Genomic DNA, 23,979 nt, shown 5'->3' on the forward strand with positions numbered 1-23,979 from the left:
GACTTTCGGGTTTAAATAGTTGTTCAGTGTTTGTATGAGGAAAGAATGAAAAGATTAATAGTAGGGCTTACAGGAGCAAGTGGGGCCATTTATGGTATAAGGCTACTGCAAGTTTTACAACCAGTTGAAGGGGTAGAAACACATCTGGTTATCAGTCATTCTGCTCGCCAGACACTGGCACTTGAAACAGATTATAGTTTACGGGATGTGCAGGCGCTGGCTGATGTTGTATATGACAACAGAGATATCGCTGCTGTCATCTCTTCAGGTTCATTCAAAACTTCGGGCATGGTAATTCTACCATGCTCAATGAAAACCCTTTCAGGTATTGTCCACAGTTATACTGATGGATTAGTAACCAGAGCGGCAGATGTTGTATTGAAAGAAAGTCGTAAGTTAGTGCTTGGGGTGAGGGAAACGCCATTGCATTTGGGGCATCTCAGGCTGATGACTCAAGCGGCAGAAATTGGCGCGGTGATTATGCCGCCTGTGCCTGCATTTTATCATCAGCCTCAACAGATTCAGGATATTATTGACCAGACGGTTAACCGAGTGCTTGATCAGTTTGATATCGAGCTACCTTATGATCTATTTACCCGCTGGCAAGGGGTTAAAAGCGTTGAGATTTAGCAAAAACCGCCGTAAACCTTTGCCCAGTGCGTGTATATAAGGCGAAAAGCCCAAAGGGTTTTAGGGCTGGCTACTGCGACGTATCCTGACTGAATTGATATCTGCCTGTAAAACTGTAAAACAGGCTAAAATGAATGCTCTTTATCAATGAGCGCTGAATATGTTAAGAGCGACCAAAGTCCGCATCTACCCCACCCCCAAAGAGCCGGAAATGCCGCTGCATAAGCGGATCTGGCAATGCCCGGTTTTTCATGTCGAACATGACCGCGATATCAATGCGGCGATCAACATCCAGCGCAAGGGCATACTGGAATTACAGGCGGCGGGACTCGTCGTTTCTGCCCACGGAGGCCAGCGTAAATCCGTCATAAAGACGGTTGCGGCCTGAGAAGTGGGAAGCCTCGCCGTTTTTTACGGCGGGGAGCAGTCACTGTCTAGTAAGTCTTGAAATGCCTCTTTTAGCTGAAAATAGCGGAAGCCAAAACCCGCTTGTTCCAAGTTATGCGGTATTGCCTGTTGTCCGCCCAGTACCAGTGCCGCAGCTTCTCCCATCAGTAATTTCAGCACAAAAGTAGGTGTTCGGATAATAGTAGGACGATGCAATACTTCTCCCAGTGTTGCGGCAAATTGATCATTATGTACTGGATAAGGGGCGGTCATATTAAAAGGACCACTCAAACCAGGTGTCATTAACAGGTAATAGATACCATTCACCATATCGTCAATATGAATCCAGGGCAGATACTGTTTTCCGCTCCCCATCGGGCCACCAAGCCCAAGACGGAACAAGGGAAGCATTTTTTTCAGTGCTCCGCCGTTTTTTGCCAGTACAACACCAGTACGTAAAAGACAAACGCGGGTTTTATTACTGGCTGCCTGTAATGCAAGTTGTTCCCACTGCTTACAGAGCTGATGAGTAAATTCATCATGAGGTGGCTCATGCTCTGTGACAATTGTTTGATTCTGATCCCCGTAATAGCCTACCGCAGAGCCGGAAATAAAGACTTCTGGTGGTGTCTGGCTGGCATTAATGAGCTTGCTGAGTTGCTCTGTTAATGTCCAGCGACTCTGGCACAGCTTCTCTTTTTGCGTTGAAGTCCATAGTTTGTTTGCTATGGGCTCGCCAGCAAGATTGATTACGGCATCAAAATCGTTGAGATCGGTTTTATCTTTCAGGCTGGTCCAGCATTCAGCTTGATTGCTGAATAGAGAATAAACTTTTTGAGGTGAGCGGCTTAGAATAGTAATGGAATGGGATAGGGAAAGAAGTTGGCAAACCAGACGGCTACCAATCAAACCTGTTCCTCCAGTGATTAAAATACGCATAACCACTCCTATAACCTAAGTTGTTGATATAAGAACTATACCCGTTATCTTTCAAGTTGCCTCTTTGTTGGCTGCGCTCGCTCACCCCGGTCACATAGTTTGCTATGCTCCCGGGGATTCGCTCCCTTGCCGTCGCGATGCATCTTGAAATCCATAGGGTATATAGCATATTGCAGAGATATAAGGGCTGGTGGTTAAAGATATAGCTATCTGTCAGCCTGATCAAGTTTTGCGGGGAAATAGTTACCCCGCAGACAGATATTAAGCTTTGCTATAGGCAATTTGAGTGGTGGGGCGCTGACTGATAGTGTCAAACCATTTTTTCACTGCCGGATAATCATTCAGATCAATATTCTGACGTTCATAAGCACGAACCCACGGATAAGTTGAGATATCAGCAATACTGTATTCCTGACCGCCCAGATAGGGTGTTTTTTCCAATTGGGTATTCAGGACTTGATACAAGCGCTTTGTCTCTTCCTGATAACGATTAATCGCGTAAGGGACTTTTTCCGGCGCGAAATGACTAAAATGGTGATTTTGTCCTAGCATCGGGCCAAAGCCACCGATCTGCCAAAACAGCCATTGCAGGCTTTGAACACGCTCACGCATATCTTTGCTGAGTAACTTGCCCGTTTTTTCTGCCAGATAAGTAAGAATGGCGCCAGATTCAAAAATAGCGATAGGTTTACCACCATCGATTGGTTGCTGATCAACAATAGCGGGAATCTTATTATTGGGCGAAATGGCAAGAAATTCAGGTTTGAATTGATCTCCTGCGCTAATATCAATTCGATGAATATTATAGGGAAGGACAGCTTCTTCCAGGAAGAGTGTGATTTTATGGCCGTTTGGCGTTGGAGCATAATACAGATCGATCATGGAACCTCCAGTGGAACGTGTAATTGTATGACACATTATCATTGATTTGTGTAGTGTGTAAGATACTCTGATACTCTTCCTGGCCTAAGAGCGACGATCATTTACAGTGAGTAAGTTGTCGCCCTAGTTTCTTTGATATGTCTTTTCATTCCCTGCTATATTAACTGGCCTGCATGTTGTAGCGGTGTTGATTTGTTAACGCAATAGAGCCTGAGTAATGATCTTCCTGAGCAGTACGACAGGAAGATCTATTGATAAAAGAAATTGATCAGCTTTTCTTCTGGAGAAAAGCGTACTTATCTAGCGCTTGTTTTTATACTGCCATCCGCGTTAACTGTTGCTCGACTTCCGCCGTACAGATCTTTTTTGAAAGTAGAGTAATCTGTGTGGACATCATCGCGGCCTTCTAATTGTGCCAATATTTCCTGGCTGGATATGCTAAATCCTTTGGCATGTATAGGAGAGGAGAAAGGTTCGGTATAGAGATTCAATCCCCACTGAGGCGCTAAACCGTGGTTAGCCGCACCTAAATTAACTTCAATCATAGAATGATGATTATCATCAACCAGATAACCTGTTGCCAGCCATCGAGTGAGTTCTTTCATTTCCCGCTCTCCACGTTGAATTGATTGCTCTGGTGATTCCCCGTTAGTAGGCGCACCTAAAGCAAGATCATTTTTCAGGCCCGCACTCAACAACCTGGCCGCAGTAATAAAACGGTCCGTAGTACCGGAAGGTGCAGCGACAGTTGGTAAATTGTGTAAAGCTGCATCCTTGGAAAATCCTGTATTTTCTTTCACATTCCAGACAGAAAAGCCATTGCCACGTTGTATGATAATGTTTTCCTTAGCTAATTCTTGATGTGCTTTGATAGGTTCTGACTGACCAAATTGATAGTCAGTTCTATCCAGCCGGTTGCGAGGATTTAAACTGGCAAATGCCAACTCTCGGTTGGTCAAACGATTATCGGCCTCAAGTGAAGCGGCGGTTGACCAGACACTATCCTTATCAGGCGCTGCTGTTCTGAAATCTCTCTGGACTTCTGTAAGGCTATTGCCAGCTAGAGCCGGGTTACTGATAACTTCTTGCCCGTCTTTCTGTTTAGTTACCTGATATAATTCGGGATTTTCAGAGGCATTAAATTTATTTTCATTTTTAAAAGTGTAGAGATTCAATTGATCAGGTAAGGGCTTTTCCTTAGTGGAACCACGGGCAGGTGCAAAGTTTTTACTTTCCAAGTAACCAATATCAATTATATCCTTGAATTCTGATTTCAATTCAGGTGATGAATAAACTTTCTCCAGAGTATCGCGGAAATAAGCTGAGTTGGTGAGATCATAATAAGCAGTGGCTTTTTCCCTCAATGTTAGCGGTTCTGTATCAGCCCTATCAGATCTGACGCCATTCTGCCGTGCTTCGCTAATGATTCGGGTAAATCCACCTGCGCCAAGCTGACCGACAATACTAAAACCGGGTTTATCACCGGTATAAGCATTAAGCATTTTAGTGATTGCGGTTAATTCATTACCCTCCGCTCGAACGAAAAGTTTCACCAGGTTGGATAAGAGAGAATCAACCGTTTTGTGGGCAGCGGTGCTTTCGCTGGCTAAACGAGAAATATTAGCTTCAATTTGTTTATTGGTCACGACGGATTTTTCATTCCATCCTGTAATAACCGAGGTTGGTGCTGTAAGTGGATTATCAATGGTATTATTTAATAATGGCTCGCAGCAATGGCAAGTTTTATCTGTTGCAGTTGGTTGATGTAATTCAGTTTGATGAATATCAATTCTGGTATTAGCTCTCTGTATTGAAAAATCTGGCATACTTTTTCTCCATTATTTTATTGTGTTTTCTTCTATGAAACTTTTTAATTCACGATCTTAAAAATATCTCAAACTAAAATATCGTGGGCTGAAGCGGAGGTGGTAAGCTTAGTTTCAGGAAAAGGGAGTTCAGCTCTTATTCTTTGAAGATTTCCTAGAATATTAGCCAAATCAGTCGCATCGATTCGCTCTATATCTTGAAGTAAACAGAGACGAATAGTTTGAGTTGGCTGATGCAATGCGAGCCATGCTCCTCCAAGTATATTTATATTACTATTTAATGAGAGCCAAAATTCTGCATCATGATTAACAAACGAAGCTACTGTATGATGAAAAGTCAGCATTGATCCCGTTGAATCTACTTCTAACCACCAAGGGCCATAATCGCCAATGTTCAATTGCACTGCGCCGGTAGAGAGATTCAACATAATATTGGTTTGGGCGGCAAAATCTGCGCATAATTTTTCTAACCTGGACATAAATAAATCTCATCAAAAAAATTAATAGTAAAATATTGTCCAAATTATGTGGCCGAAGCACAGGATCGTCTATCAAAAACAGGCAATGATATTGTAAAAATTAATCAGACAATGGATTCTGTTGTGTTAATGAAGTGCAAGTGCTCCCTTGCCGTCGTGATGCATCTTGAAATCCATAGGGTATAGTTTTTATGAAGAACTAAACTAAATCTAACGAGATAAGGTGGCATGATAAATCTCAATACCCGATTTGGCTATGATTTCCTCTGGTTCTCGTAGACTGAGAAGATAGTCAGGTGCTAGCGAGCACTGGGTATAAACGTAAAGTTTTTATTATTTGATTCATTAAGAATAAAATTTAATGATTAATCATGATAGTTTGTATGGATAATATTTTTTTCATATAAATCAGACTGTTTTTTTAATTTTGTGGCAATGATAATTCCGTGTCAGTCGGGATAAATTTATGGTTTTTATTTTTTGTGGATCTAGTGTTTGTGAAATTAAATAAATCAATGATCTGCATTGTTATTTTTTTGCTATTTTTTACCTTGTGTTTTTCATAATTATATTCGTTTTGCATTTGTTGAATTTTATTACAATTACAGACTTGAGTGAATGAATTTTCTCTCCCACTATTATTAGTGTATCGACCTGATAATAAGTGTCTAATTAATATTCCAGAATAAAAAAAGGGAGATAATAATTATGAGCGAATTATGTCCACGTGACATTATTGATAGCCAAAAAATGACAGAAAATTGGTTGGAGTTTCAATTAGTTGATGAACAAGGTAATCCATTAGTGAATATGCCTTATCGTCTGATAAGTAGCGGGAGGTTGCGAGATGAACGCAAAGGTGTGACTAATAATCAAGGATTGCTTAGGGAAGAAAGCTTATCATCTGATGCGGTAACGTTATATATCAGTGCTCAACCATTAGCTGATGAAATGGAACAGCGTCCATTACGGGAAAAACGCAGTATTAGGGCATCAGTTGTCCAACCAAAAGCAGAAACGGAAGGTCATCAATACCGTTATGTGACGATTGGACAGATAAGTGATGATTTGCCTGTAATTGATAAATGGATAGAAGAGAAACCGCCACGTTATCATTTCCCAGATTCGGTACCGAAAGGTTTGCGGGTTCTCTCAACAAACTGCCGGTATGTTTTGGAAGTATGTCCGTTTCGTGCATGGGTACTATTGTTACATCATCAGAAAGATTATTCCCTGGTGAATGCTTATAATTTGGCATTAATGGGATTGCTGTCATATTTTGATGATAATGTTGATATAGCAGGTTCTATTACTCATTTTTTTAACCGACAAATGCTGGATATATCTCAATTACCGAGTAAGGTGGAAAAAATATCGCGTACTCCCATTGTTTATGATGTGCCATTTAGTGAACGTTATACTGATGTTGTATTTATTGATTCAAAAGCGAGTGAAAGTGGGATAGGAGATACGGAGTTATTTTATGTCGCTAATCAACAGGAAATTATTGTTAGCTGGCGGGGAACGGCGAGTGTTGATGACGCCATTACTGATATTATGTATCAACCATTGAAATTGGGTTGTGAACCAGATGGTGTATGCAGTGGTTTTATTAATAATGGTAAAGTTCATAGGGGATTTTGGGAGGCATTTAATCTTATTGGTCAGTTAAAAGTTCCCGGTTCTGATGAAAATATGTTTGATAAAATTATTGATTTAGCTAAAAACCGAAACGTATTTGTTTGTGGACATAGTTTGGGGGGCGCTTTAGGGTTATTGCATAGTGCCCAACTGAAAAAATATCATCCTTGTTTATATAGTTATGGGATGCCGCGGACATTAACCCGTAGTGCGGTACAAGAATTGGAAGATATTACACATTACCGTCATGTGAATGAAAATGATTTGATTCCCTCTATGCCTCCGGAAAAAGATTTGGATAACTGGCTTTATAATTATTGGGGACCATTAGGTTATCTATTTAGTACCATTGAATTATTGGGTCTGACAAAAGGTCAGGAAGTTTTCTTACATCATGGGGAAATAGTTCATTTTTATAAAGCTGATCTTATTATTGAAACTTTAAAAAAGAGTGATTCAAACGATCTTATACGGCTCACAGAAATATTACCTGTCATGGCAAAATTGTATTTGATTCCGTCATTGAATCATGAAACGAAAGATAATATTAAGGTGGCATTGGAGATTCAGAAAGAATTTTTTAAACAGATAAGCGACGCTGATAAGAATAAGTGGTTTCCACGTAATGCAAACCCGACTTTGAAATATGCCTTGGGGGTGCCTGATCATCGTATGCTTAAATATATTCATTACATTGGAGATCGAATTGCAGAGTTGTTTGTGCCAGACAAATATTATTTTTATCAAGATCAGAAGAAATTATTTGAAAATACAATGAATGAAAGGAGTGATATTGTTCCTGATATTCGGCAACGTAATACACTATTTTTGAATATGGATAACCAGTTAGAGCAAGCACTTATTGATACTCTACAAGATAAACGGGGTATTTTGGCCTTAACGCGTTATACCAATATTGCCACACGGATTGAGAAAGAGTTATGATGAAATAAAGGTGAATAAATTGAATATTAAGATTAGTGAATTGGCATTTATAACCAAACAATAGAACGCTAGAAAATAATGCCGCCATAATGAGGAATATTGGGTGGATGATGGTTGAGATTCTCTTTTCTAATTTGCAGGGTTGATAAGATGAAGCTATTAACCCTGTTATCATTACCAGTAAAAATCTTATCGGACTACAGTTTCGTTGCAGTTCTATTTCAAGTTTAGCGAAAAAGTTGCATGAGTTGTCCGAAACGAATAACTTCGTAGAGTCCCTATCGATTTGGTTGTTTTGAGTAAAATAAACATCTTGTAGATTTGCAATTTTCTGCTAATAAAAAAAGGTTTTTGAAGATGGAACAAGAGAATCAAGAGAATGTAGTGAGTGTTGAGTGGATTGATATCATTAATGAAAATAATGAAGTCATTGCTCAGGCTACGCGTCGGCAAATGCGCGCCCAACGTTTACGACACCGTGCGACTTATATTGTCGTTCACAATGGTATGGGAAAGATTTTGGTTCAACATCGTACAGTAACTAAAGATTTTTATCCGGGAAAGCTGGACGCGACCGCAGGTGGTGTTGTGATGGCGGGTGAAAATATGCTGGATTCTGCCCGTCGCGAAGCAGAAGAAGAGTTAGGTATTGCCGGTGTGCCTTTTGCAGAACATGGTAGTTTTTATTATGAAGCAGAGGATTGCCGTATTTGTGGTGCATTATTCAGTTGCATCAGTCATGGTCCGTTTGCTTTACAGGAAGCGGAAATTGATGATGTATGCTGGTTGACACCGGAGGAGATAACCGCTCGCTGTGATGAATTTACCCCTGATTCGCTGAAAGCACTTTCTCTGTGGCTGACACGTAATAACGATTTTGATGAAATTATTGTTTATAAAAAAAATGAGAATAGTCCAAAAAGAATTATTTAATTAATCTGAGTAAAAATTAATGAGGTTTTACGTTCTTATTGATGAAAAACTAGAGGATGGCTGGCGGCCATCCTCTAATGCTTGGTGTTAGGCCCGGCTGAATGATTCTGGGTTTTGAAAACCTGCATCCAACGCAATATCGATGATTTTTTCTAGTGGATTGAATGCCAGACGGTAAGAAGCACGCTTTAATCGCATTAATTGGATATAGCGTCCTACAGGTATACCGCAGTAATTGGCAAACTGTCGGTGAAAGTGATAACGCGAAAAATTCGCTACTTCACTCAGTTGTTCCAATGTGAGTGGCTCATCCAAATGGCGCTCAATATAATTAAATACCTGATTGAATCGTTTGACGTAGGCGTCAGTTTTATCATTGTGAATTGTATCCTCCAATTAGAGAGCACTATGGCTGAACATAAGAGACATTGCCTGACTGATATTGCTGACTTTTGCATTAAGCCGATGTGGAAAATGTTATTTCAAACGAAACTCTAATCGTGTAAGGAAGAAAATAATAGCATATAGCAGGGCAATGAATTTAAAACGCATTAAATAGTAAAAAGAGCATGAAGATTTTAAACCTCTTGATTTTGTTAATGAAAATAACCGGATTCTTTAGGGGTAAAAACTCTACGGGGATATGATTATTAGGTTTGAATAATAGATAGTATTTAAAGAAATATATTGGGTTTTAATGATAGCTAGTGTTTAAGAAATTAAGTATTGGGGGGGGGAAGACTATTTGTTGCTCTATTGTTATGGTTTAATGGGTTTGATAGAAGTAGTGAAAAATATTGTATGGCCCAGATAATCTGGGTATCCGCTATGGTAAGAGCATTTCTCGATATTGGAGTGCTTTAATAGCTGTTGTTATTTGGTTATGAGGGAGCTAATCAAGGGGGCTATTTTGTCTTAAATCAACGATAAATTGGGTTGGAGTTAAACTGGATGTTGTTAGGAATTAGGATCATGTGGGACTGAATCACAGCTATCTGATTCAGCAGTGGATGGCGGCCTTTTTATATAGCGGCCATCCATTGGAATTTATAATCAGCATTCTAAGGTTCAGGGCTTACAACGTTCTTTTGGACAGGATCATGGAATGGTTATCGCATTGTTTGAGGATTGTATGAGTCAAAAATAACGAGCTTAGAGGTTTAATATGGTGTGTTCATCAAGACAAAGTTGGCATGATTTAGAGCTCAAAATTAAAGAACTACATGAGATATCATCCAGGCTTAATTTTAGATATCTTTATGATGTTAGAAGCAGCAGTCGTTTCATTTTCGAAATAAATGAATTAATCAGAACGGTTAATTATGAGATAGGTAAAAATTGCTTATCTGTTGATGGTGGTATTGCAATCCTGCAAGATGAAATAGATAATCTGAAGAGACAGGAGCTTGACCTGTTAATAAATGATAGCAAGCTATATATGATTGTTCAAAAAGAAAAAAAAGAAAAAGAGGATGAAACAACCAATTTAATTTTGAAACTATTTATTACGCAATGTCTATTTTCGTGATTATTGTACTTTTTAAGCTGAGGGGATATGTAATGGGTTATATTCGAGCGGTGCTTTTTACTGTTATTTTTGTGGTTGTTAATACTGTACAGCATAATATTGCTGTAAATGGTGGTGTGCTGGTATATATATTTCCACATTATTTTAGTATTTATGATTATAGCTCAATCCGGTTTGGTGCTTTATTTTTTGCAATTGCATATTCTTGTCTTCTTACTATGGGTAAACCTTATAGTGAAGAAAAAGAAAAAGAGAAGTATTGATATTTATTCAATGGATTACAGAATGAAATTTATCTATACCCTATGGATTTCAAGCTGCATCGCGACGGCAAGGGAACGAATCCCCGGGAGCATAGATAACTATGTGACCGGGGTGAGTGAGTGCAGCCAACAAAGAGGCAGCTTGAAAGATGACGGGTATATTTATTTTATTTCTGGCATCACACCAATAAACGATCTCTTCTTCCTTGGTTCAGACATCAGAAAGTCAAGTTGTTCAACACATTTCAGATAATGAGGGGTTTGCTTGTGTGCATTAGCCGCTTTTTCATCAACATAGGCTTCATAAATATAAAAGCGGGTAGGGATATTTTCGTCCCGTAATACATCAAAACGTAAATTGCCTGCTTCTTTAATTGATCCCAGATGATTAAGGCGAAAAATTTCAATAAATTCGTCTAATTTGTCCTGCTTAACATTAATTTCAACCAAAGTTACGTGCATCTCAATTTCTCCTTATTGTTTTTCACTTAAAAATAACTCGTAAGCTTTGCTGGCATTCTCATTCTGATGTACAACGGCTTGAACCGCTTTTAGCATGGCAACCGGTGCTTCGGATTGGAATATATTACGGCCCATATCAACACCGGCAGCCCCTTGATCAATGGCTTGATAACACATCTCCAATGCTTCTTTTTCTGGTAGCTTTTTACCACCAGCAATCACAATAGGAACTGGACATCCACTGGCAATACGTTCAAAGCCAGTATCGACATAGTAAGTTTTAATAATTTGCGCGCCCATTTCGGCCGCAATTCGCGTTGCCAGAGAAAAATAGCGCTGATCCCGAACCATATCTTTCCCAACGCCGGTAACTGCCATCGTTGGCATACCGTAACGCATTCCCTGATCGACTAATTTGATAATGTTCTTAATTGATTGATGCTCATATTCAGAGCCGATATAGACCTGAGCAGCTACTGCACAGACATTCAGGCGTAAAGCATCTTCCATCGCAACCGCGACCGCCTCATTGGACAGCTCCGTCAGAATCGAGTTGGCACCGGAAGCACGCAAGACCACAGGTTTGTTGGTCGCGGGTGGAACTTGGCTACGCAAAATACCACGGGTGCACATTAAGACATCGGTATGGGGAAATAGTGGAGCAATATTGATATCGATGCGTTCAAGCCCGGTTGTTGGCCCCTGAAAATAACCGTGGTCGAAAGCCAACATCACCGTTCGATTGGTTTTGGGATTAAAAATGCGTGAAAGTCGTGATTGCATTCCCCAATCCAGTGCGCCGCAACCTTTCAGTTCAAACAGGCTGTTCTTCTGTGGGATATCAATACCAAAATCTTTGCCATCTTTAATATCATCTAAATCTGCCATTTTTCTTCTCCTAACTCACTTACATTGGTCCAGCAACCCTGCATGGCAGAGATTGCTGGACAGTAGTATTAGAAATCGTATTGATTGATATTGTCTTTGGTGAAAATGACCCGTTCAGGCAGAACAACAATACCGTTTCCTTTGGCTTCATAGCGGTAACCCTGAACGCGGTTTGGTACAACTTCAACAATGCCAATATCGGGAATATCTAGTTTATCGCCGACATTTAAATCACCTTTCTTGAGTAATTCATTAGCGACATGGATTGAAATTTTGCCTTGATTAACAACATCCCATAGCCCGAATTGCTTGACGGTTCCGCGTTCAACATAAGGGCGCATGACATTGGGGGTGCTGAAACCCACAATCGCAACATCTTGTCGTTTCAGATTTTCTGCTGCCTGTGCCGCGGCTGGCAGGGCATTGGCATCCGGGGCAATAATGGCGTCCAGGTCACTCCAGGCTTTTAAAATCCCTTCTGCGGTTTGTAAGGATTTGGTTGCATCGTTATAACCAAACTGAGTCGTGACAATTTCCCAACCTGGGTGTTCTGCGGCAATTTTATCTTTAGCTTCTTTTACCCATTGGTTTTGGTCAGTTACCGTTGGGCTGGAGTAGAAAAACGCGACCTTGGCTTGCTCTTTTTGCACCTGATTGGCGGCCATATCCACCAGCATTCCGCCTAGTTGGTTTGGCGTTCCTTGGTTAATATAAATTGAACGGCATTCCGGCGAAGTATCTGAATCCCAGGTTAGAATTTTTACTCCCCGTTGCATGGCTCGTTTCAACGCAGGGCACAGACCATCCGGTGAAACCGCAGAGACCACAATAGCGTCATAGCCTTGGTTCACGAAGTTGTTGATAAGCTGGACTTGCCCGGCAACACTGGGTTCTGTTGGCCCATCATAGGTCACATTGACACCCAAAGCTTTCCCGGCGGCTACCGCACCTTGACCGCCACTGGTAAAAAAGCCGACACCGACCAGTTTAGGGATGAAAGCGATTCTTTCGGCGGCGTGGACCCAAGAGGCGCAAGCCAGACTTAATAGGCTAATTAGAGCCAGTTTTTTCAGGATTAGTGTTTTCATTACTCTCTCCATATTGTTGGGTTTCAGAGGGACTGTAATGTCATAAAATTCAATCTGTAGGTTTATGAAGACAATCTCTGATTTCTCCATCGCTGTATCCAGTCACGGATTTGGTGGTGGTGCTGGCTGATGGAACGTCCTACCACGGCAATGATCAACAGGGCGCCGGCAAGGGCACTGGATACCTGATTGGGGACGCCGGCCATCTGTAACCCCTGTTGTAAATAACCAATTAATAATATAGCCAGCGCGGTGCCGATGATTGAACCTGAACCACCGTAAATATTGGCTCCGCCCAATACTACCGCAGTGATTGCCGGCATCAGGAAGGACGCGCCAAGGTCAGAACGCGCTGATCCAAAATAGGAAACTAATACAATAGCGGCGATAGCAGAAGCTATGCCGGTCAGGGTATAGAGAAGATATAGGGTTCGGGCAATGGGAATTGCCGCGTAACGGGCAACTTTACTGCTTTGTCCAATCAGAAAAATATTGCGTCCACTGTGGGTACGATGCATGAACAGCCAGAAAATAAGGAGACAGAGTAGAAATAGCATCAATGGCATGGGTAGGCCAAACACAGTCAAATTGGCAAAATCAGTCAATGCTTGTGGAAAGCCACCAATACCTTCGTAACCGGTTGCACCGGAGATGCCGGAAAGCAGCAGGGCACTGCCACCGAACAGATATAGGGTACCGAGTGTGATAACCAGTGGGTTAATGCCGGTATATAAAATGAGTGCTGCATTGATTATTCCACATATTGCACCGACTAATAGCGTCAGTGGAATAGCGGCGGCCATTGGAATACCGGCCTGATTCATTACTCCGAGTGATATCGCGCACAGACCAATGGTTGAGCCAAATGAAATATCAATACCCCCACTCACAATAACCATAGTCAGTGGCAAGGCCACAATCCCGATACAGATAAAATCACTGGTACTCAGCAACAATATATTAATGTCCAGCATACGCGAGTTTGCTATGCCAAATAGCAGAATTTCAATAATCAGTAATGTGGCTAAGGCCAATTCCCAGCCATAACGTTGACCGATATTCATTATGTCACCTGATTACTTTTGTCATTTTTGAGGAAACGGGCATATTTTTGTTGGCGGATATTTTTTTCGATGGCACAACGAAGGCGTCCATCAAAAATTAACACCGCCAGCAGAACAAATCCGGCAATAAAATCATTCCACCAGGCAGGGAGTTTTAGTAATACTAATCCGCTGTTTATCTGTGTCAGGAAAAATGCGCCTAAAATAGCGCCGATCACTGTACCGGTGCCGCCAAGCAGACTGATACCGCCTAGCACGCAAGCTGCGATAGCTCTCATTTCCAGCCCACTGCCAGTCTGATTTGGGATAAAACCAATTTGGGAAGCAAAAACAATTCCGGCCAGCGCTGCCATGACACCATTCACGGAGAAGGCGATAATTTGAATGCTATCTGTACGAACGCCCAGTTGACGAGCGCCTTGCAGGTTGTCTCCTGTGGCGTAAAAGCTCCGGCCAAATGGGGTTTTTGCTAGTATCCACGCCATTGCTAATATCAGGATCATTAACAGCCAACCGATAGGTGAGATATTGAGCCATAAAGGTGCGGAAAGGCGCTTTAATTCGCTTGGTAAGCCTTCAATCCATTTACCGTCAGTAAGCAATAACATCAGCCCACGGTAAAGCCCCAACGTGCCGAGGGTGGTAACGATCGCGGGAATTTTCAGCCAGGTGACCAGCGCGCCATTGAAGAATCCGGCACACATGCCGAGCAGAAGAGTCAACAGGCAGGAAACGGGCAGGCTAAAGCCGGCATTCAGTGACATTCCCATAATGACCGCGCATAAGCCGGCAATGGAGCCGACAGAGACATCAATATTGCGAGTCAGCATGACCAGTGTTGCCCCCATTGCAAGCAAGATAAGGATCTGCGCACTGCTAAAAACGAGGGTAACAGTTTGTAAGCTAAAGTACTGGTGGTCGATAACACTGAGTAAGCCAAACAGGCAGAGAATGGCAATCAATGCAGTAATTTCTCGGTTATTCTGGATAAGTTTCAACATGATGCCGCCTGTTGTGGTTTATGTTCGCCGAAGGCGATATGCATAATGGTGTCAACATCTATTTGTTGCTTAGTTAACTCGCCATTGATTTCTCCCTGATGCATGACTAATACCCGATCAGCTATTCGAACCACTTCATCCAGATCCGATGAAATAAAAATAATCGCCACTTGCTGTTGGGCGATATGACGAATCAGTTGGTAAATATCATTGCGTGCCGCGACATCCACACCACGTGTAGGTTCATCAATAATAAGGACTGCGGGGTGAGCTTCCAGACATTTAGCAATCAGAATTTTTTGTTGATTACCGCCGGACAGCGTTTTGATCGGTTGGTTAATATGGCTGAATTTGATATTTAGGATTTGGCAATAGCGTTCAAGTACCGCTGTGTCATAGGCAGGACGTATCCAGAATGTATTGCGGTTGTGGGTTAGTGAGCAGATATTCCAGCCGAGTGATGAATTCAGAAATAATCCTGATGACTGTCGATCTTCCGGCAAATAAACCAAACCCTGAGCCAGACGTTGAGCAGTTTTTAGCCCATTAATAGGATGTTGTTTTAACTTGATTTCCCCGGATATCGCAGGGCGCAGACCATAAAGTGTTTCAGCCAGTTCTGTACGGCCTGCACCAACAACTCCGGCCAAGCCAAGAATTTCACCAGGTTTCACTGAGAAGGTGATATTGCAGAAACCCTCGCCGCTCAGTTTGGTGACTGTCAGTATTGGTCGATCAGGTACTGTCTGGTGCTGGTTATTGCTAAGATCCAGGCCCAATTTTGGGGTGCCATTTAATGGCTGATTTTTTGTGATTGGTGTAATGGCCTGAATAATATCATCGGTTGTGTAATCGTGGATTTTGCCACTTAAAGCAATACTGCCGTCACGCATGACACTGACTTGATCCGCTAATTGGTAAATTTCAGGGATTTTGTGGGAAATAAAAATGATGCCGACACTTTGCTGTTGTAACCCGCGGAGTTGGGCAAATAGGCGTTCGGTTTCTACTGGTGTTAGGGAGGCGGTAGGTTCATCAAGGATTAAGATTTTCGAATTACGCATCAGGCCACGCATAATTTCGACTAGTTGTTGATCGGCAACATTAAGGCTGCTAGCACTGACATGTAGATCTAATTGACAGCCAAGTAATGCCAATAGCTGTTTCATTTTAGACTTATCTACCTGATGCTTTGGCAGACGAAACAGGATGTTTTCCTGTACAGACAAATTCGGAAATAGCAATGGTTCTTGTGGTATCAGATAAATACCGAGTTGATGGGCTTTAGTGGGATTAAGATGGCTAACATGATTACCGCTAATCTTGAGCGTGCCTTTATCCGGCTGCTCGATACCGGCAATAATCTTCATCAGTGTTGATTTGCCCGCGCCATTACCTCCTAACAGAGCATGTATCTGCCCTGGAAACAGCGTAAAATCAATATGTTTCAGTACCATTACGCCGGAAAATTGCTTACTGGCGCCACTGACTTCTAATAGCGGTGGTACTGCGGTGTTGTTATGTAACATCGCGGCATCCTCTTACATGCAGGTGCGGAGGCAAACAAAATGAACATTTATATATTTAAAAAACAATTGTTCAACATGGTAGCTGTTAAATTGTGAACTTGGCAATATTTAAATCACACTTTGTGAAAAATTTATATATTCATTGAATTGTGTTCAAATTTTTGCGGTAAAACTCTGGCGTGTTATACGTTTTAATGGTTATCTGTTGAGTGCGGATAAAAGAAAGTGGTTATGTCGATAAAATCAGTGAAAGAAAAATCAGCTAAAGAGAAAAATGTATTGTCTGAGGACACCTATCCGGGTAATAGCATGAGTGAAGAAGAGCTGCTTGCGCGTATTGCATGGTTTTACTATCACGATGGCCTGACACAAGGTGACATCGGCGATTTGCTTGGTTTAAGCCGGTTAAAAGTTTCCAGATTACTGGAAAAAGGGCGGCAATCAGGCGTCATTCGGGTACAAATTAACTCTCGTTACGAGGGGTGTTTGGCGCTGGAAGATACCCTGCAAAAACATTTCTCTTTGAAACAGGTACGCGTTTTGCCTGCGCTGGCGAATATGAATCTTAGTGCCAGATTGGGGGTTGGTGCGGCACATTTGTTGATGGCATTGATTGAACCGCAGCAATTATTGGCCGTGGGGTTTGGCGAGACCACCATGTGCACATTGCAACATTTAAGTGGTTTTATCTCATCACAACAAATTAGGCTTGTCACATTATCCGGTGGCGTCGGTCCTTATATGACCGGTATTGGTCAACTGGATGCAGCCTGTTCAATCAATATTATCCCCGCCCCATTACGAGCTTCCACTGCTCAGGTTGCTGAAACATTTCGTCAGGAGAGCAGTGTCCGAGATGTTTTGCTAGCGGCTTGTGCGGCTGATATTGCTATCGTTGGTATTGGCGCAGTTAATCAGAAACAGCAGGCGACAATTATGCGTTCTGGTTATATCAGTGGTGGTGAACAGCTAATGTTTGGTCGGAAAGGCGCTGTGGGCGATATCCTTGGCTATTTTATGTGCGCTGATGGTGAGCTGGTGGAGGATATGCAGATTCATCAGGAGCTGATAGGTATTTCCATGCCGGAGCTGAAAACTATCCCGACAGTGATTGGCGTTGCGGGAGGGGAAGAGAAAGCGGAAGCCATTATTGCTGCGCTGAATGGTCAATATATCAATGGATTGGTGACGGAAGAACAGACTGCCAAAGCTATGCTGAATTTGCTGCGCTGAACCCTATATTTACTCTATCCGTGAAAGTAAGCAGAAAAAATTTGAGGTAAGGCTATAAGTTCAAAAAGTAATTAAACTGAGGATAGCATCATGAATCAACGCCGTAGTGCTAATCCATCGGGAAAATATCTGATGGCGCTTGATGCAGGAACAGGGAGTGTTCGTGCAGTGATATTTGATCTTGAAGGGAATCAGATCGCCGCAGGGCAGGCTGAATGGATACATCAGCCTGTACCTGATGTACCGGGTTCAATGGAGTTTGATTTAGCGACGAACTGGCAGCTTGCTTGCCAATGTATTCGCCAGGCGCTAAAAACCGCGCAATTGCCCGCCAGTGCTATTCAGGGGGTGGCTTCTTGTTCTATGCGGGAAGGGATCGTGCTTTATAACCGCGATGGTGAGCCGATCTGGGCTTGTGCTAATGTGGATGCGCGTTCCAGCCAAGAAGTGAGTGAATTGAAGGCGTTGTATGACAGCACTTTTGAATATGATGTGTATCAGTGTTCAGGGCAAACATTAGCGTTGGGTGCAATGCCTCGTCTGTTATGGCTTGCTCATCATCGCCCGGATATCTATCGTCAGGCGGCCGCTTTAACCATGATCAGCGACTGGCTGGCAAATATGCTCAGTGGTGAATTGGCTGTTGATCCCTCCAATGCTGGTACGACAGGTATGCTGGATCTGGTGAGCCGTGATTGGCGTCCCGATCTACTTGAGATGGCAGGATTGCGCTCTGATATTCTCTCGCCGGTAAAAGAGACTGGAACCTTGTTAGGTTACATCACTGAGAAAGCCGCTGTTCAATGTGGACTGAATGTTGGTACACCGGTCATTATGGGTGGTGGTGATGTACAACTTGGTTGTCTTGGTTTAGGTGTTGTAAAACCTGCCCAGACCGCCGTTATCGGCGGTACTTTCTGGCAGCAGGTTGTCAATTTGCCGGCACCGGTCACTGACCCAAATATGAATACACGGATAAACCCTCATGTTATTCCCGGCATGGTTCAAGCGGAGTCCATTAGTTTCTTTACTGGCTTAACCATGCGCTGGTTTAGAGATGCATTTTGCGCGGAAGAAAAGCTGTTGGCGGAGCGTCTTGGCGTTGATACTTATAGCTTACTGGAAGACATGGCGGCCAGAGTCCCGGCAGGCGCTTACGGTATCATGCCAATTTTCTCTGATGTGATGCGGTTTAAGGCCTGGTATCACGCTGCGCCTTCCTTTATTAACCTTTCCATTGATCCTGAGAAATGCAATAAAGCGACCCTATTTCGTGCGTTGGAAGAGAACGCAGCGATTGTCTCGGCCTGTAATCTGGATCTGATTTCTGCCTTTTCGGCAGTGAAACCGGATTCACTGGTATTCGCTGGTGGGGGTTCAAAAGGAAAATTATGGAGCCAGATTTTATCTGATGTGACAGGGCTGCCGGTTCGGGTGCCGATGGTTAAAGAATCGACCGCTTTAGGCTGTGCAATTGCTGCCGGAGTGGGGGTTGGGCTTTATGATGCAATGGAGAACACAGGGGAGAAACTGGTGCGTTGGCAACATGAATATCAGCCAAATCCTGAACATTATGAAGTGTATCAAAAGGCTAAACAGAACTGGCAGGCGATATATGCCGATCAATTAACGTTGGTCGATCATGGTTTGACTACGTCATTATGGAAGGCGCCGGGATTATAACTTTCAACCGGTTGATTTGCTGATGGTTTGTTGGGTGTGCTTGCGCTGATATACGCCTTGTGCACCAAATATTCTTATGTCTGAATCATAATCATTAAAGATATACCCGTTATCTTTCAAGTTGCCTCTTTGTTGGCTGCATTCGCTCACCCCAGTCACATAGTTTGCTATGCTCCCGGGGATTCACTCCCTTGCCGTCGCGATGCATCTTGAAATCCATAGGGTATAGTTGTTATTGTTAATTAATTTATCCGTAGAATTTCATGCAGAGACTGCTCAATTGTTCGATTTTATTCCACTGGTGGTGAAATAGGTATACAGGAACAAAGAATTCAGTCTCGATTCTTGCTTATTAATCAGGTTGTAAAAGTTGGATTAGGTTCTTTTTAAACTATCTACTATTTTGAAAAATTACCTTATTGCTATTTCCTATTGTGACAGTAATCGAATTAGTTTTCTTGACTGATATAAGTAATTAAACTACTTTTTAATAGCTACCTTGTATAAGCTAATTCAAAAAAATCAACTTAGCAGTTATCACAATTATTATCTCGTGTGCTGTAATACCCCGGCCTTTTGCGACATGCCCTGATGTCAAAGAGTAAATTTATATGGATGCAAGAACTGACTATTTTATTCAGTCCGCATTAGAAGTTTTTGGAGAGAATCTTCTTGGTATTGTGGAAACTGATTCATATCTCCGCCAACCTGATTATTCTTCTCGGTGTGTGAGGCATTTTTACGTGATTGTAGCTGATAATTTCGTCACAGGTTGTATTACATCACTAAGATACCTTCAGGCGGAGTTTTTTGAGTTTACCCTAAATTATCTTACTATTAGTGAGTTATCGTATTATCCGCCTCATTGTATGTGGCAGTTTACTAAGAATCCTTGGCTCTTACGGTCGGAAAAAATCGGTGATGTGGTATTCCCTGATATCAAAGGGAATATTGATATATATAGACAAGCAGTCTTTAGCGTTGCCCATATTGCGCGTCTCTACTACCTCAGAAACTTGACGCCAAAGACCCACGTTTGGGGAGTACGCCAGCTTGGTTGGGCAATGCGCTATGCCGAATTGGGGCTATATCGTCTGCTCGAATCAACGGAGCTATCCTGTATTCACAAAGATAGCGCGTATGTTTTGAAAGCACCAATAGAAGACCTTAATTGGTTGATCACTTGCAATATATCTTGGCAAAAGTTCGAAGAAGAACTTTTGTCTGATATTAATGTTTTTCGTGATGCTGCGGCACGGTTAAGTGGAATCGCGGAGTACTATTCGACATTATTGCAGCATTTGTACCCAGAGATACGTATTGTGCCGGCACATGATAAAGTAGACAATCTTCTTTCATTACAACCCCTCATCGATCAAGTGATTATTCTCTTAAAGCAGTTTATTGGAGATAGATTATTAGCCTTTTATCTCCACGGCAGTGCTGCCCGAGGTGATATGCGAAGTGGTTCAGATATAGACTCTATTGTTATAGTGGATAAAGTCGATACTGTTATTCTTGAAGCAATCCGCTCAACACAATCTAGGTTCAAGGATTTATCCATCTCCGTATATAGTGCATCGAATGTTCATCAATATCCTGGTTTCAGAACATATGCGCTCATCAATGGAACTAAGCGTGTCTATGGTAATCTTGCTTTAGAAATGAAACCGTCATTGAAAGGTGATGTATATGGCATTATCAACAATCTATTTACTATAAGGCAAATAGCTCGTTCTTATCTGATTTCTGGTACATATGGACATCGGGCACATTATATGCTTGGATTGATGATGAAACTCACTGATCACGGCTGCTTAAGACCTTTGCAAATCCTGAAAGGTGGTTTCTACCCAACTAAGAAAACTCAGGTTTTGGAATACTACAGAGACAACGAAATTCTCACCGACATTATTAAATATACGCAAAACCTAAAAGAATGTGAGAACACGCTAAAGCAAAAATTGCTTATTGGAAGTCGAACTGAATTAGAAAACTTATTTTATTCATTACTTGACGCATGTGAAATAGTGGCAGAGAGATTACATATGGTACAGGTCGAGAAGTCAATTTCATAGACGGGATGATTCTAGTTATTTCAGCTAAGAATATTACGATGGGTAAATTATTAATTCGTATCTAAACATAGTCATTAGCTAAATAGAATTTCATAATACCGATACAGTTGGTCTATTCGATTAATATCCGAACAGTGCAAATCTGATGCCTGATAAACCGTACTAACTCATAACTCAACTATGTGTAGCTTACAACTCTTGCTACACAAGGAGTTGTACGAAGGGAGCACTATTTTGGAAAGTTATTTAGTGCAATAAATTATATTTGTACGGTAATGGCGCGGTATAAGCGCCCTAAGGGATATACTTTTTTAACTTTACCCAGAAACGCAAGTGGAAAAATCATAAAAGAGCAATTAAGACAATTGATTAGGAATTCCTGAGATCCCGATATTGGGATCTCGTATTATGATTATATAGCCAATGCCCTTAATGGGATTCTTACTGGTGTCAGAATTAGTGGCGAATTTGCGCCAGTTCGTCTTCGGAAAGGCCAGTCATTTTCATAACGGTCGTGCGATCAAGACCATTAGCCAACATAGTGCGGGCAATCTTAATCGCTTCCTCTTTACGGCCTTTTTGTTCGCCCAGCTGTATACCTTTCTGTTCACCCAACTGTATACCTTTCTGAATCCCGCGTTGTTCGCCTTCAAGGCGGAGTTTTTCTGCGATAGTCATCAGAGCTTCCTCATGCTGTGGCATGCGTAATGCCAGAGTATTCAACAAAGCAGTCGGGTCGTGGGATTCTCCCGCCTGCAACATGTAGTTTATCACAGAAACCAGTTGTTCCTGAGTGGTGTATCCTTCAAGCAATAATGTGACCAATTGCTCAAGCAAATCAGCCAGGTCGCGCTGCCGAATGTGTTTTTGCAGCAGCTCAAGCACGGCCATTCGTCGGTGCTTCATGATTTCGTCGTCGGCAATGACGGTGATATCCACCAATGGGAAATCTTTACTGTAGAGTTCGCTGGCTAGCTTAGGGTCATCAAATTCCTGCAACCAGCTCATTGAATACGGATATGGACTGACTTTTCCTTGGTAGAACAATACTGGTATCACCAGAGGTAACGTTTTATGACCAGCATCAAGATGACGTTGCATTGCAGCGATCGCATAACGTAGCAACCGAAACGCCATATGCTTATCCGGGGAACTCTGATGCTCAATCAGACAATACACGTAGCCGTCACCTTTACCTGCTTTCAACGAATACAACACGTCGCTGTAGTACGGTCGAAGATCGTCTTCGATAAAACTCCCTGACGCCAGTTGCAGCGTTTCCAGATCACATACTTTAAGTAACATCGGCGGCAGATGAAATTGCAGAAAGTCCCTGGCGGTATCTGGATGTGTCAAGAACTGCTTAAAAATAGCATCATGCAATGTAGGCGTGGTGTTCTTCTTCATCGTTCATCATATCCTAAAACTCCAAGTTTAACTTTAACACACCCTACAGATGTTCATATAGGGGTCTATTCACCTCAAACCCCGGGATCAATTAAACGTTGCCAACTAAAAACCATATCATGGGCCGTAATAGAAGAACCATCAGACCACTTTATCCCTTCTCTTAAATGAAATAACCACACTTTATTATCTTTGGTTTCTCAATTGACTGTTAAATCGGGATTTAACTTATCATCAATAGCTGTGTCAATTAATCCATTAAAGAAGTCGTGAATACTATCAAATTCAACATCACTTTTAACTTTATGGACATCAAGAGATGCAGACTCTGAACTATTATTATGACGAACAGTATTCTGGTTATACCCGTTATCTTTCAAGTTGCCTCATTTGTTGGCTGCACTCGCTCACCCCGGTCACATAGTTTGCTATGCTCCCGGAGATTCTCTCCCTTGCCGTCGCGATGCATCTTGAAATCCATTGGGTATAGTTGCCAGTTGTGTAAATGTGGTACTCAGTGCCGGTCAATGTCACGAAAGTCAATATGCAATACGCCTGCTGGATGGTCTGGGTATTCAGCGTAAAAACGGTTTTATGAAACGGCGTTCAAAAGCGGTGATTGCTGATAAAGGTTACGCCAGCCACTCATTACTCATTACACAACCGGTTAAAACGTCAGGGAATAAAAGTGATAATTCCCTATAAACGCAGTGCGGCTGTTTTAAGAGGCGTGGGCGTGACCACACAAATCTATGCGGAGCGTGCGGAAGACGCTGAAATTTGGGACGTTCAGAGGCAACGTTATATCAATTTTGCCGCCGGTATTGCCGTGGTGAATATCGGTCACCGCCATCCGCGCGTCATCGCGGCAGCCAGAGAACAACTGGAACAGTTTACCCACACCAGAGGACAGAGATTTTAAATTAAAGACATGACTGTCAGTCAATAGAAATATTTCATGGGAATGTTATAAATTGAAAATAATAACGTCAATTATGTTTTTTTATTGTGATAATGTGAATGTAAATAAAAGTAATACAGAAAACATTAAAAATAAATTTTCTTTACATCTGTTATTAAACGGATAATTTAT

The 23,979-nt window shown here is 42.0% G+C and carries 19 protein-coding genes and 5 pseudogenes; 11 read left to right on the top strand and 13 right to left on the bottom strand.

Going from position 1 to position 23,979, the window contains the following annotated elements; all coding sequences use genetic code 11:
* Positions 1-45 precede the first annotated feature (45 nt).
* The gene (locus tag LG003_RS10935) at positions 46-630 is read left to right on the top strand and encodes a UbiX family flavin prenyltransferase (RefSeq protein ID WP_262980709.1); all 585 of its coding nucleotides are present in this window, start codon (positions 46-48) and stop codon (positions 628-630) included.
* Positions 631-829: 199 nt separating this feature from the next.
* A pseudogene (locus LG003_RS10940) lies at positions 830-1,018 on the top strand (zinc ribbon domain-containing protein); the annotation flags it as partial.
* 23 nt (positions 1,019-1,041) lie between these two features.
* On the opposite strand, the gene LG003_RS10945 reads toward LG003_RS10940, so the two are convergent.
* The 4 genes from LG003_RS10945 to LG003_RS10960 all read right to left on the bottom strand — a co-directional run bounded on the left by LG003_RS10945 (position 1,042) and on the right by LG003_RS10960 (position 5,143).
* Entirely contained in the window at positions 1,042-1,956 is a 915-nt protein-coding gene (locus LG003_RS10945) for a TIGR01777 family oxidoreductase (RefSeq protein ID WP_112876265.1), read from the bottom strand.
* A 261-nt stretch (positions 1,957-2,217) separates the two neighbouring features.
* On the bottom strand, positions 2,218-2,838 hold the full coding sequence (locus LG003_RS10950) for a glutathione binding-like protein (RefSeq protein ID WP_262980710.1): 621 nt from the start codon (positions 2,836-2,838) through the stop codon (positions 2,218-2,220).
* A gap of 296 nt (positions 2,839-3,134) precedes the next feature.
* Positions 3,135-4,664, bottom strand: coding sequence for a type III effector (locus LG003_RS10955; RefSeq protein ID WP_112876263.1), 1,530 nt, complete (start codon positions 4,662-4,664; stop codon positions 3,135-3,137).
* A 68-nt stretch (positions 4,665-4,732) separates the two neighbouring features.
* Positions 4,733-5,143, bottom strand: coding sequence for a type III secretion system chaperone (locus LG003_RS10960; protein WP_112876262.1), 411 nt, complete (start codon positions 5,141-5,143; stop codon positions 4,733-4,735).
* A gap of 708 nt (positions 5,144-5,851) precedes the next feature.
* Here LG003_RS10960 and LG003_RS10965 point away from each other — a divergent pair.
* Together LG003_RS10965 and yfcD are read left to right on the top strand one after the other, a co-directional pair.
* Entirely contained in the window at positions 5,852-7,729 is a 1,878-nt protein-coding gene (locus tag LG003_RS10965) for a lipase family protein (RefSeq protein WP_112876261.1), read from the top strand.
* Positions 7,730-8,086: 357 nt separating this feature from the next.
* Entirely contained in the window at positions 8,087-8,662 is a 576-nt protein-coding gene (yfcD, locus tag LG003_RS10970; RefSeq protein ID WP_112876260.1) for an NUDIX hydrolase YfcD, read from the top strand.
* 90 nt (positions 8,663-8,752) lie between these two features.
* Here yfcD and LG003_RS10975 read toward each other — a convergent pair.
* Positions 8,753-9,046, bottom strand: a pseudogene (locus LG003_RS10975) (helix-turn-helix domain-containing protein); the annotation flags it as partial.
* A 781-nt stretch (positions 9,047-9,827) separates the two neighbouring features.
* Here LG003_RS10975 and LG003_RS10980 point away from each other — a divergent pair.
* The gene (locus tag LG003_RS10980; RefSeq protein ID WP_262980711.1) at positions 9,828-10,190 is read left to right on the top strand and encodes a hypothetical protein; all 363 of its coding nucleotides are present in this window, start codon (positions 9,828-9,830) and stop codon (positions 10,188-10,190) included.
* 32 nt (positions 10,191-10,222) lie between these two features.
* Positions 10,223-10,453: a hypothetical protein gene (locus tag LG003_RS10985; protein WP_262980712.1), complete on the top strand. Its 231-nt coding sequence runs from the start codon at positions 10,223-10,225 to the stop codon at positions 10,451-10,453.
* Positions 10,454-10,615: 162 nt separating this feature from the next.
* Here LG003_RS10985 and lsrG read toward each other — a convergent pair whose 3' ends face one another.
* The 6 genes from lsrG to lsrA form a co-directional block, all read right to left on the bottom strand.
* The gene (gene lsrG / locus LG003_RS10990) at positions 10,616-10,915 is read right to left on the bottom strand and encodes a (4S)-4-hydroxy-5-phosphonooxypentane-2,3-dione isomerase (RefSeq protein ID WP_112879100.1); all 300 of its coding nucleotides are present in this window, start codon (positions 10,913-10,915) and stop codon (positions 10,616-10,618) included.
* A gap of 12 nt (positions 10,916-10,927) precedes the next feature.
* Positions 10,928-11,803, bottom strand: a complete 876-nt coding sequence (gene lsrF, locus LG003_RS10995; protein ID WP_011147358.1) for a 3-hydroxy-5-phosphonooxypentane-2,4-dione thiolase — start codon at positions 11,801-11,803, stop codon at positions 10,928-10,930.
* A 68-nt stretch (positions 11,804-11,871) separates the two neighbouring features.
* Positions 11,872-12,891: an autoinducer 2 ABC transporter substrate-binding protein LsrB gene (lsrB, locus tag LG003_RS11000; protein ID WP_162120152.1), complete on the bottom strand. Its 1,020-nt coding sequence runs from the start codon at positions 12,889-12,891 to the stop codon at positions 11,872-11,874.
* A 62-nt stretch (positions 12,892-12,953) separates the two neighbouring features.
* Complete coding sequence (gene lsrD, locus LG003_RS11005; RefSeq protein WP_262980713.1) at positions 12,954-13,955, bottom strand: autoinducer 2 ABC transporter permease LsrD; 1,002 nt, start codon at positions 13,953-13,955, stop codon at positions 12,954-12,956.
* Positions 13,955-14,956: an autoinducer 2 ABC transporter permease LsrC gene (gene lsrC / locus LG003_RS11010; protein WP_112879102.1), complete on the bottom strand. Its 1,002-nt coding sequence runs from the start codon at positions 14,954-14,956 to the stop codon at positions 13,955-13,957. The genes lsrD and lsrC overlap by 1 nt, the downstream gene beginning before the upstream one ends.
* Positions 14,950-16,485: an autoinducer 2 ABC transporter ATP-binding protein LsrA gene (gene lsrA, locus LG003_RS11015; RefSeq protein ID WP_262980714.1), complete on the bottom strand. Its 1,536-nt coding sequence runs from the start codon at positions 16,483-16,485 to the stop codon at positions 14,950-14,952. Before lsrA ends, lsrC begins: the two co-directional genes overlap by 7 nt.
* A gap of 231 nt (positions 16,486-16,716) precedes the next feature.
* Between lsrA and lsrR the strand changes: the two genes are divergently transcribed.
* The 3 genes from lsrR (at position 16,717) to LG003_RS11030 (ending at position 21,479) form a co-directional block, all read left to right on the top strand.
* Entirely contained in the window at positions 16,717-17,718 is a 1,002-nt protein-coding gene (lsrR, locus tag LG003_RS11020) for a transcriptional regulator LsrR (protein ID WP_112879104.1), read from the top strand.
* Positions 17,719-17,808: 90 nt separating this feature from the next.
* Complete coding sequence (lsrK, locus tag LG003_RS11025; protein WP_112879105.1) at positions 17,809-19,401, top strand: autoinducer-2 kinase; 1,593 nt, start codon at positions 17,809-17,811, stop codon at positions 19,399-19,401.
* Positions 19,402-20,012: 611 nt separating this feature from the next.
* Positions 20,013-21,479 (top strand): nucleotidyltransferase domain-containing protein, encoded by a 1,467-nt coding sequence (locus tag LG003_RS11030; protein WP_262980715.1) that lies wholly within the window; start codon positions 20,013-20,015, stop codon positions 21,477-21,479.
* 456 nt (positions 21,480-21,935) lie between these two features.
* Here LG003_RS11030 and LG003_RS11035 read toward each other — a convergent pair whose 3' ends face one another.
* Entirely contained in the window at positions 21,936-22,886 is a 951-nt protein-coding gene (locus LG003_RS11035) for an Rpn family recombination-promoting nuclease/putative transposase (RefSeq protein WP_262980716.1), read from the bottom strand.
* An 83-nt stretch (positions 22,887-22,969) separates the two neighbouring features.
* Positions 22,970-23,245, bottom strand: a pseudogene (locus tag LG003_RS11040) (ABC transporter substrate-binding protein); the annotation flags it as partial.
* Between the two features lie 142 nt (positions 23,246-23,387).
* On the opposite strand from LG003_RS11040, the pseudogene LG003_RS11045 reads away from it, so the two are divergent.
* Both LG003_RS11045 and LG003_RS11050 read left to right on the top strand, forming a co-directional pair.
* Positions 23,388-23,592: pseudogene (locus LG003_RS11045) on the top strand (transposase); the annotation flags it as partial.
* Positions 23,569-23,790 (top strand): annotated as a pseudogene (locus LG003_RS11050) (aminotransferase class III-fold pyridoxal phosphate-dependent enzyme); the annotation flags it as partial. The pseudogenes LG003_RS11045 and LG003_RS11050, both read left to right, overlap by 24 nt.
* Positions 23,791-23,979: the final 189 nt, after the last annotated feature.

It is taken from the genome of Photorhabdus kleinii (genome assembly GCF_025384885.1).
GTDB classification, from domain to species: Bacteria; Pseudomonadota; Gammaproteobacteria; order Enterobacterales; family Enterobacteriaceae; genus Photorhabdus; species Photorhabdus kayaii.

Excerpts from the sequence above, each read along its gene's own strand:
- LG003_RS10965 (WP_112876261.1), top strand. The coding sequence starts at position 5,852 with ATGAGCGAATTATGTCCACGTGACATTATTGATAGCCAAAAAATGACA.
- lsrF (WP_011147358.1), bottom strand. The coding sequence starts at position 11,803 with ATGGCAGATTTAGATGATATTAAAGATGGCAAAGATTTTGGTATTGAT.
- lsrD (WP_262980713.1), bottom strand. The coding sequence starts at position 13,955 with ATGAATATCGGTCAACGTTATGGCTGGGAATTGGCCTTAGCCACATTA.
- LG003_RS10955 (WP_112876263.1), bottom strand. The coding sequence starts at position 4,664 with ATGCCAGATTTTTCAATACAGAGAGCTAATACCAGAATTGATATTCAT.
- LG003_RS11035 (WP_262980716.1), bottom strand. The coding sequence starts at position 22,886 with ATGAAGAAGAACACCACGCCTACATTGCATGATGCTATTTTTAAGCAG.
- lsrA (WP_262980714.1), bottom strand. The coding sequence starts at position 16,485 with ATGTTACATAACAACACCGCAGTACCACCGCTATTAGAAGTCAGTGGC.
- lsrB (WP_162120152.1), bottom strand. The coding sequence starts at position 12,891 with ATGAAAACACTAATCCTGAAAAAACTGGCTCTAATTAGCCTATTAAGT.
- LG003_RS10945 (WP_112876265.1), bottom strand. The coding sequence starts at position 1,956 with ATGCGTATTTTAATCACTGGAGGAACAGGTTTGATTGGTAGCCGTCTG.
- lsrR (WP_112879104.1), top strand. The coding sequence starts at position 16,717 with ATGTCGATAAAATCAGTGAAAGAAAAATCAGCTAAAGAGAAAAATGTA.
- LG003_RS10935 (WP_262980709.1), top strand. The coding sequence starts at position 46 with ATGAAAAGATTAATAGTAGGGCTTACAGGAGCAAGTGGGGCCATTTAT.
- lsrK (WP_112879105.1), top strand. The coding sequence starts at position 17,809 with ATGAATCAACGCCGTAGTGCTAATCCATCGGGAAAATATCTGATGGCG.
- LG003_RS10980 (WP_262980711.1), top strand. The coding sequence starts at position 9,828 with ATGGTGTGTTCATCAAGACAAAGTTGGCATGATTTAGAGCTCAAAATT.
- LG003_RS10985 (WP_262980712.1), top strand. The coding sequence starts at position 10,223 with ATGGGTTATATTCGAGCGGTGCTTTTTACTGTTATTTTTGTGGTTGTT.
- LG003_RS10960 (WP_112876262.1), bottom strand. The coding sequence starts at position 5,143 with ATGTCCAGGTTAGAAAAATTATGCGCAGATTTTGCCGCCCAAACCAAT.
- lsrG (WP_112879100.1), bottom strand. The coding sequence starts at position 10,915 with ATGCACGTAACTTTGGTTGAAATTAATGTTAAGCAGGACAAATTAGAC.
- lsrC (WP_112879102.1), bottom strand. The coding sequence starts at position 14,956 with ATGTTGAAACTTATCCAGAATAACCGAGAAATTACTGCATTGATTGCC.
- yfcD (WP_112876260.1), top strand. The coding sequence starts at position 8,087 with ATGGAACAAGAGAATCAAGAGAATGTAGTGAGTGTTGAGTGGATTGAT.
- LG003_RS11030 (WP_262980715.1), top strand. The coding sequence starts at position 20,013 with ATGGATGCAAGAACTGACTATTTTATTCAGTCCGCATTAGAAGTTTTT.
- LG003_RS10950 (WP_262980710.1), bottom strand. The coding sequence starts at position 2,838 with ATGATCGATCTGTATTATGCTCCAACGCCAAACGGCCATAAAATCACA.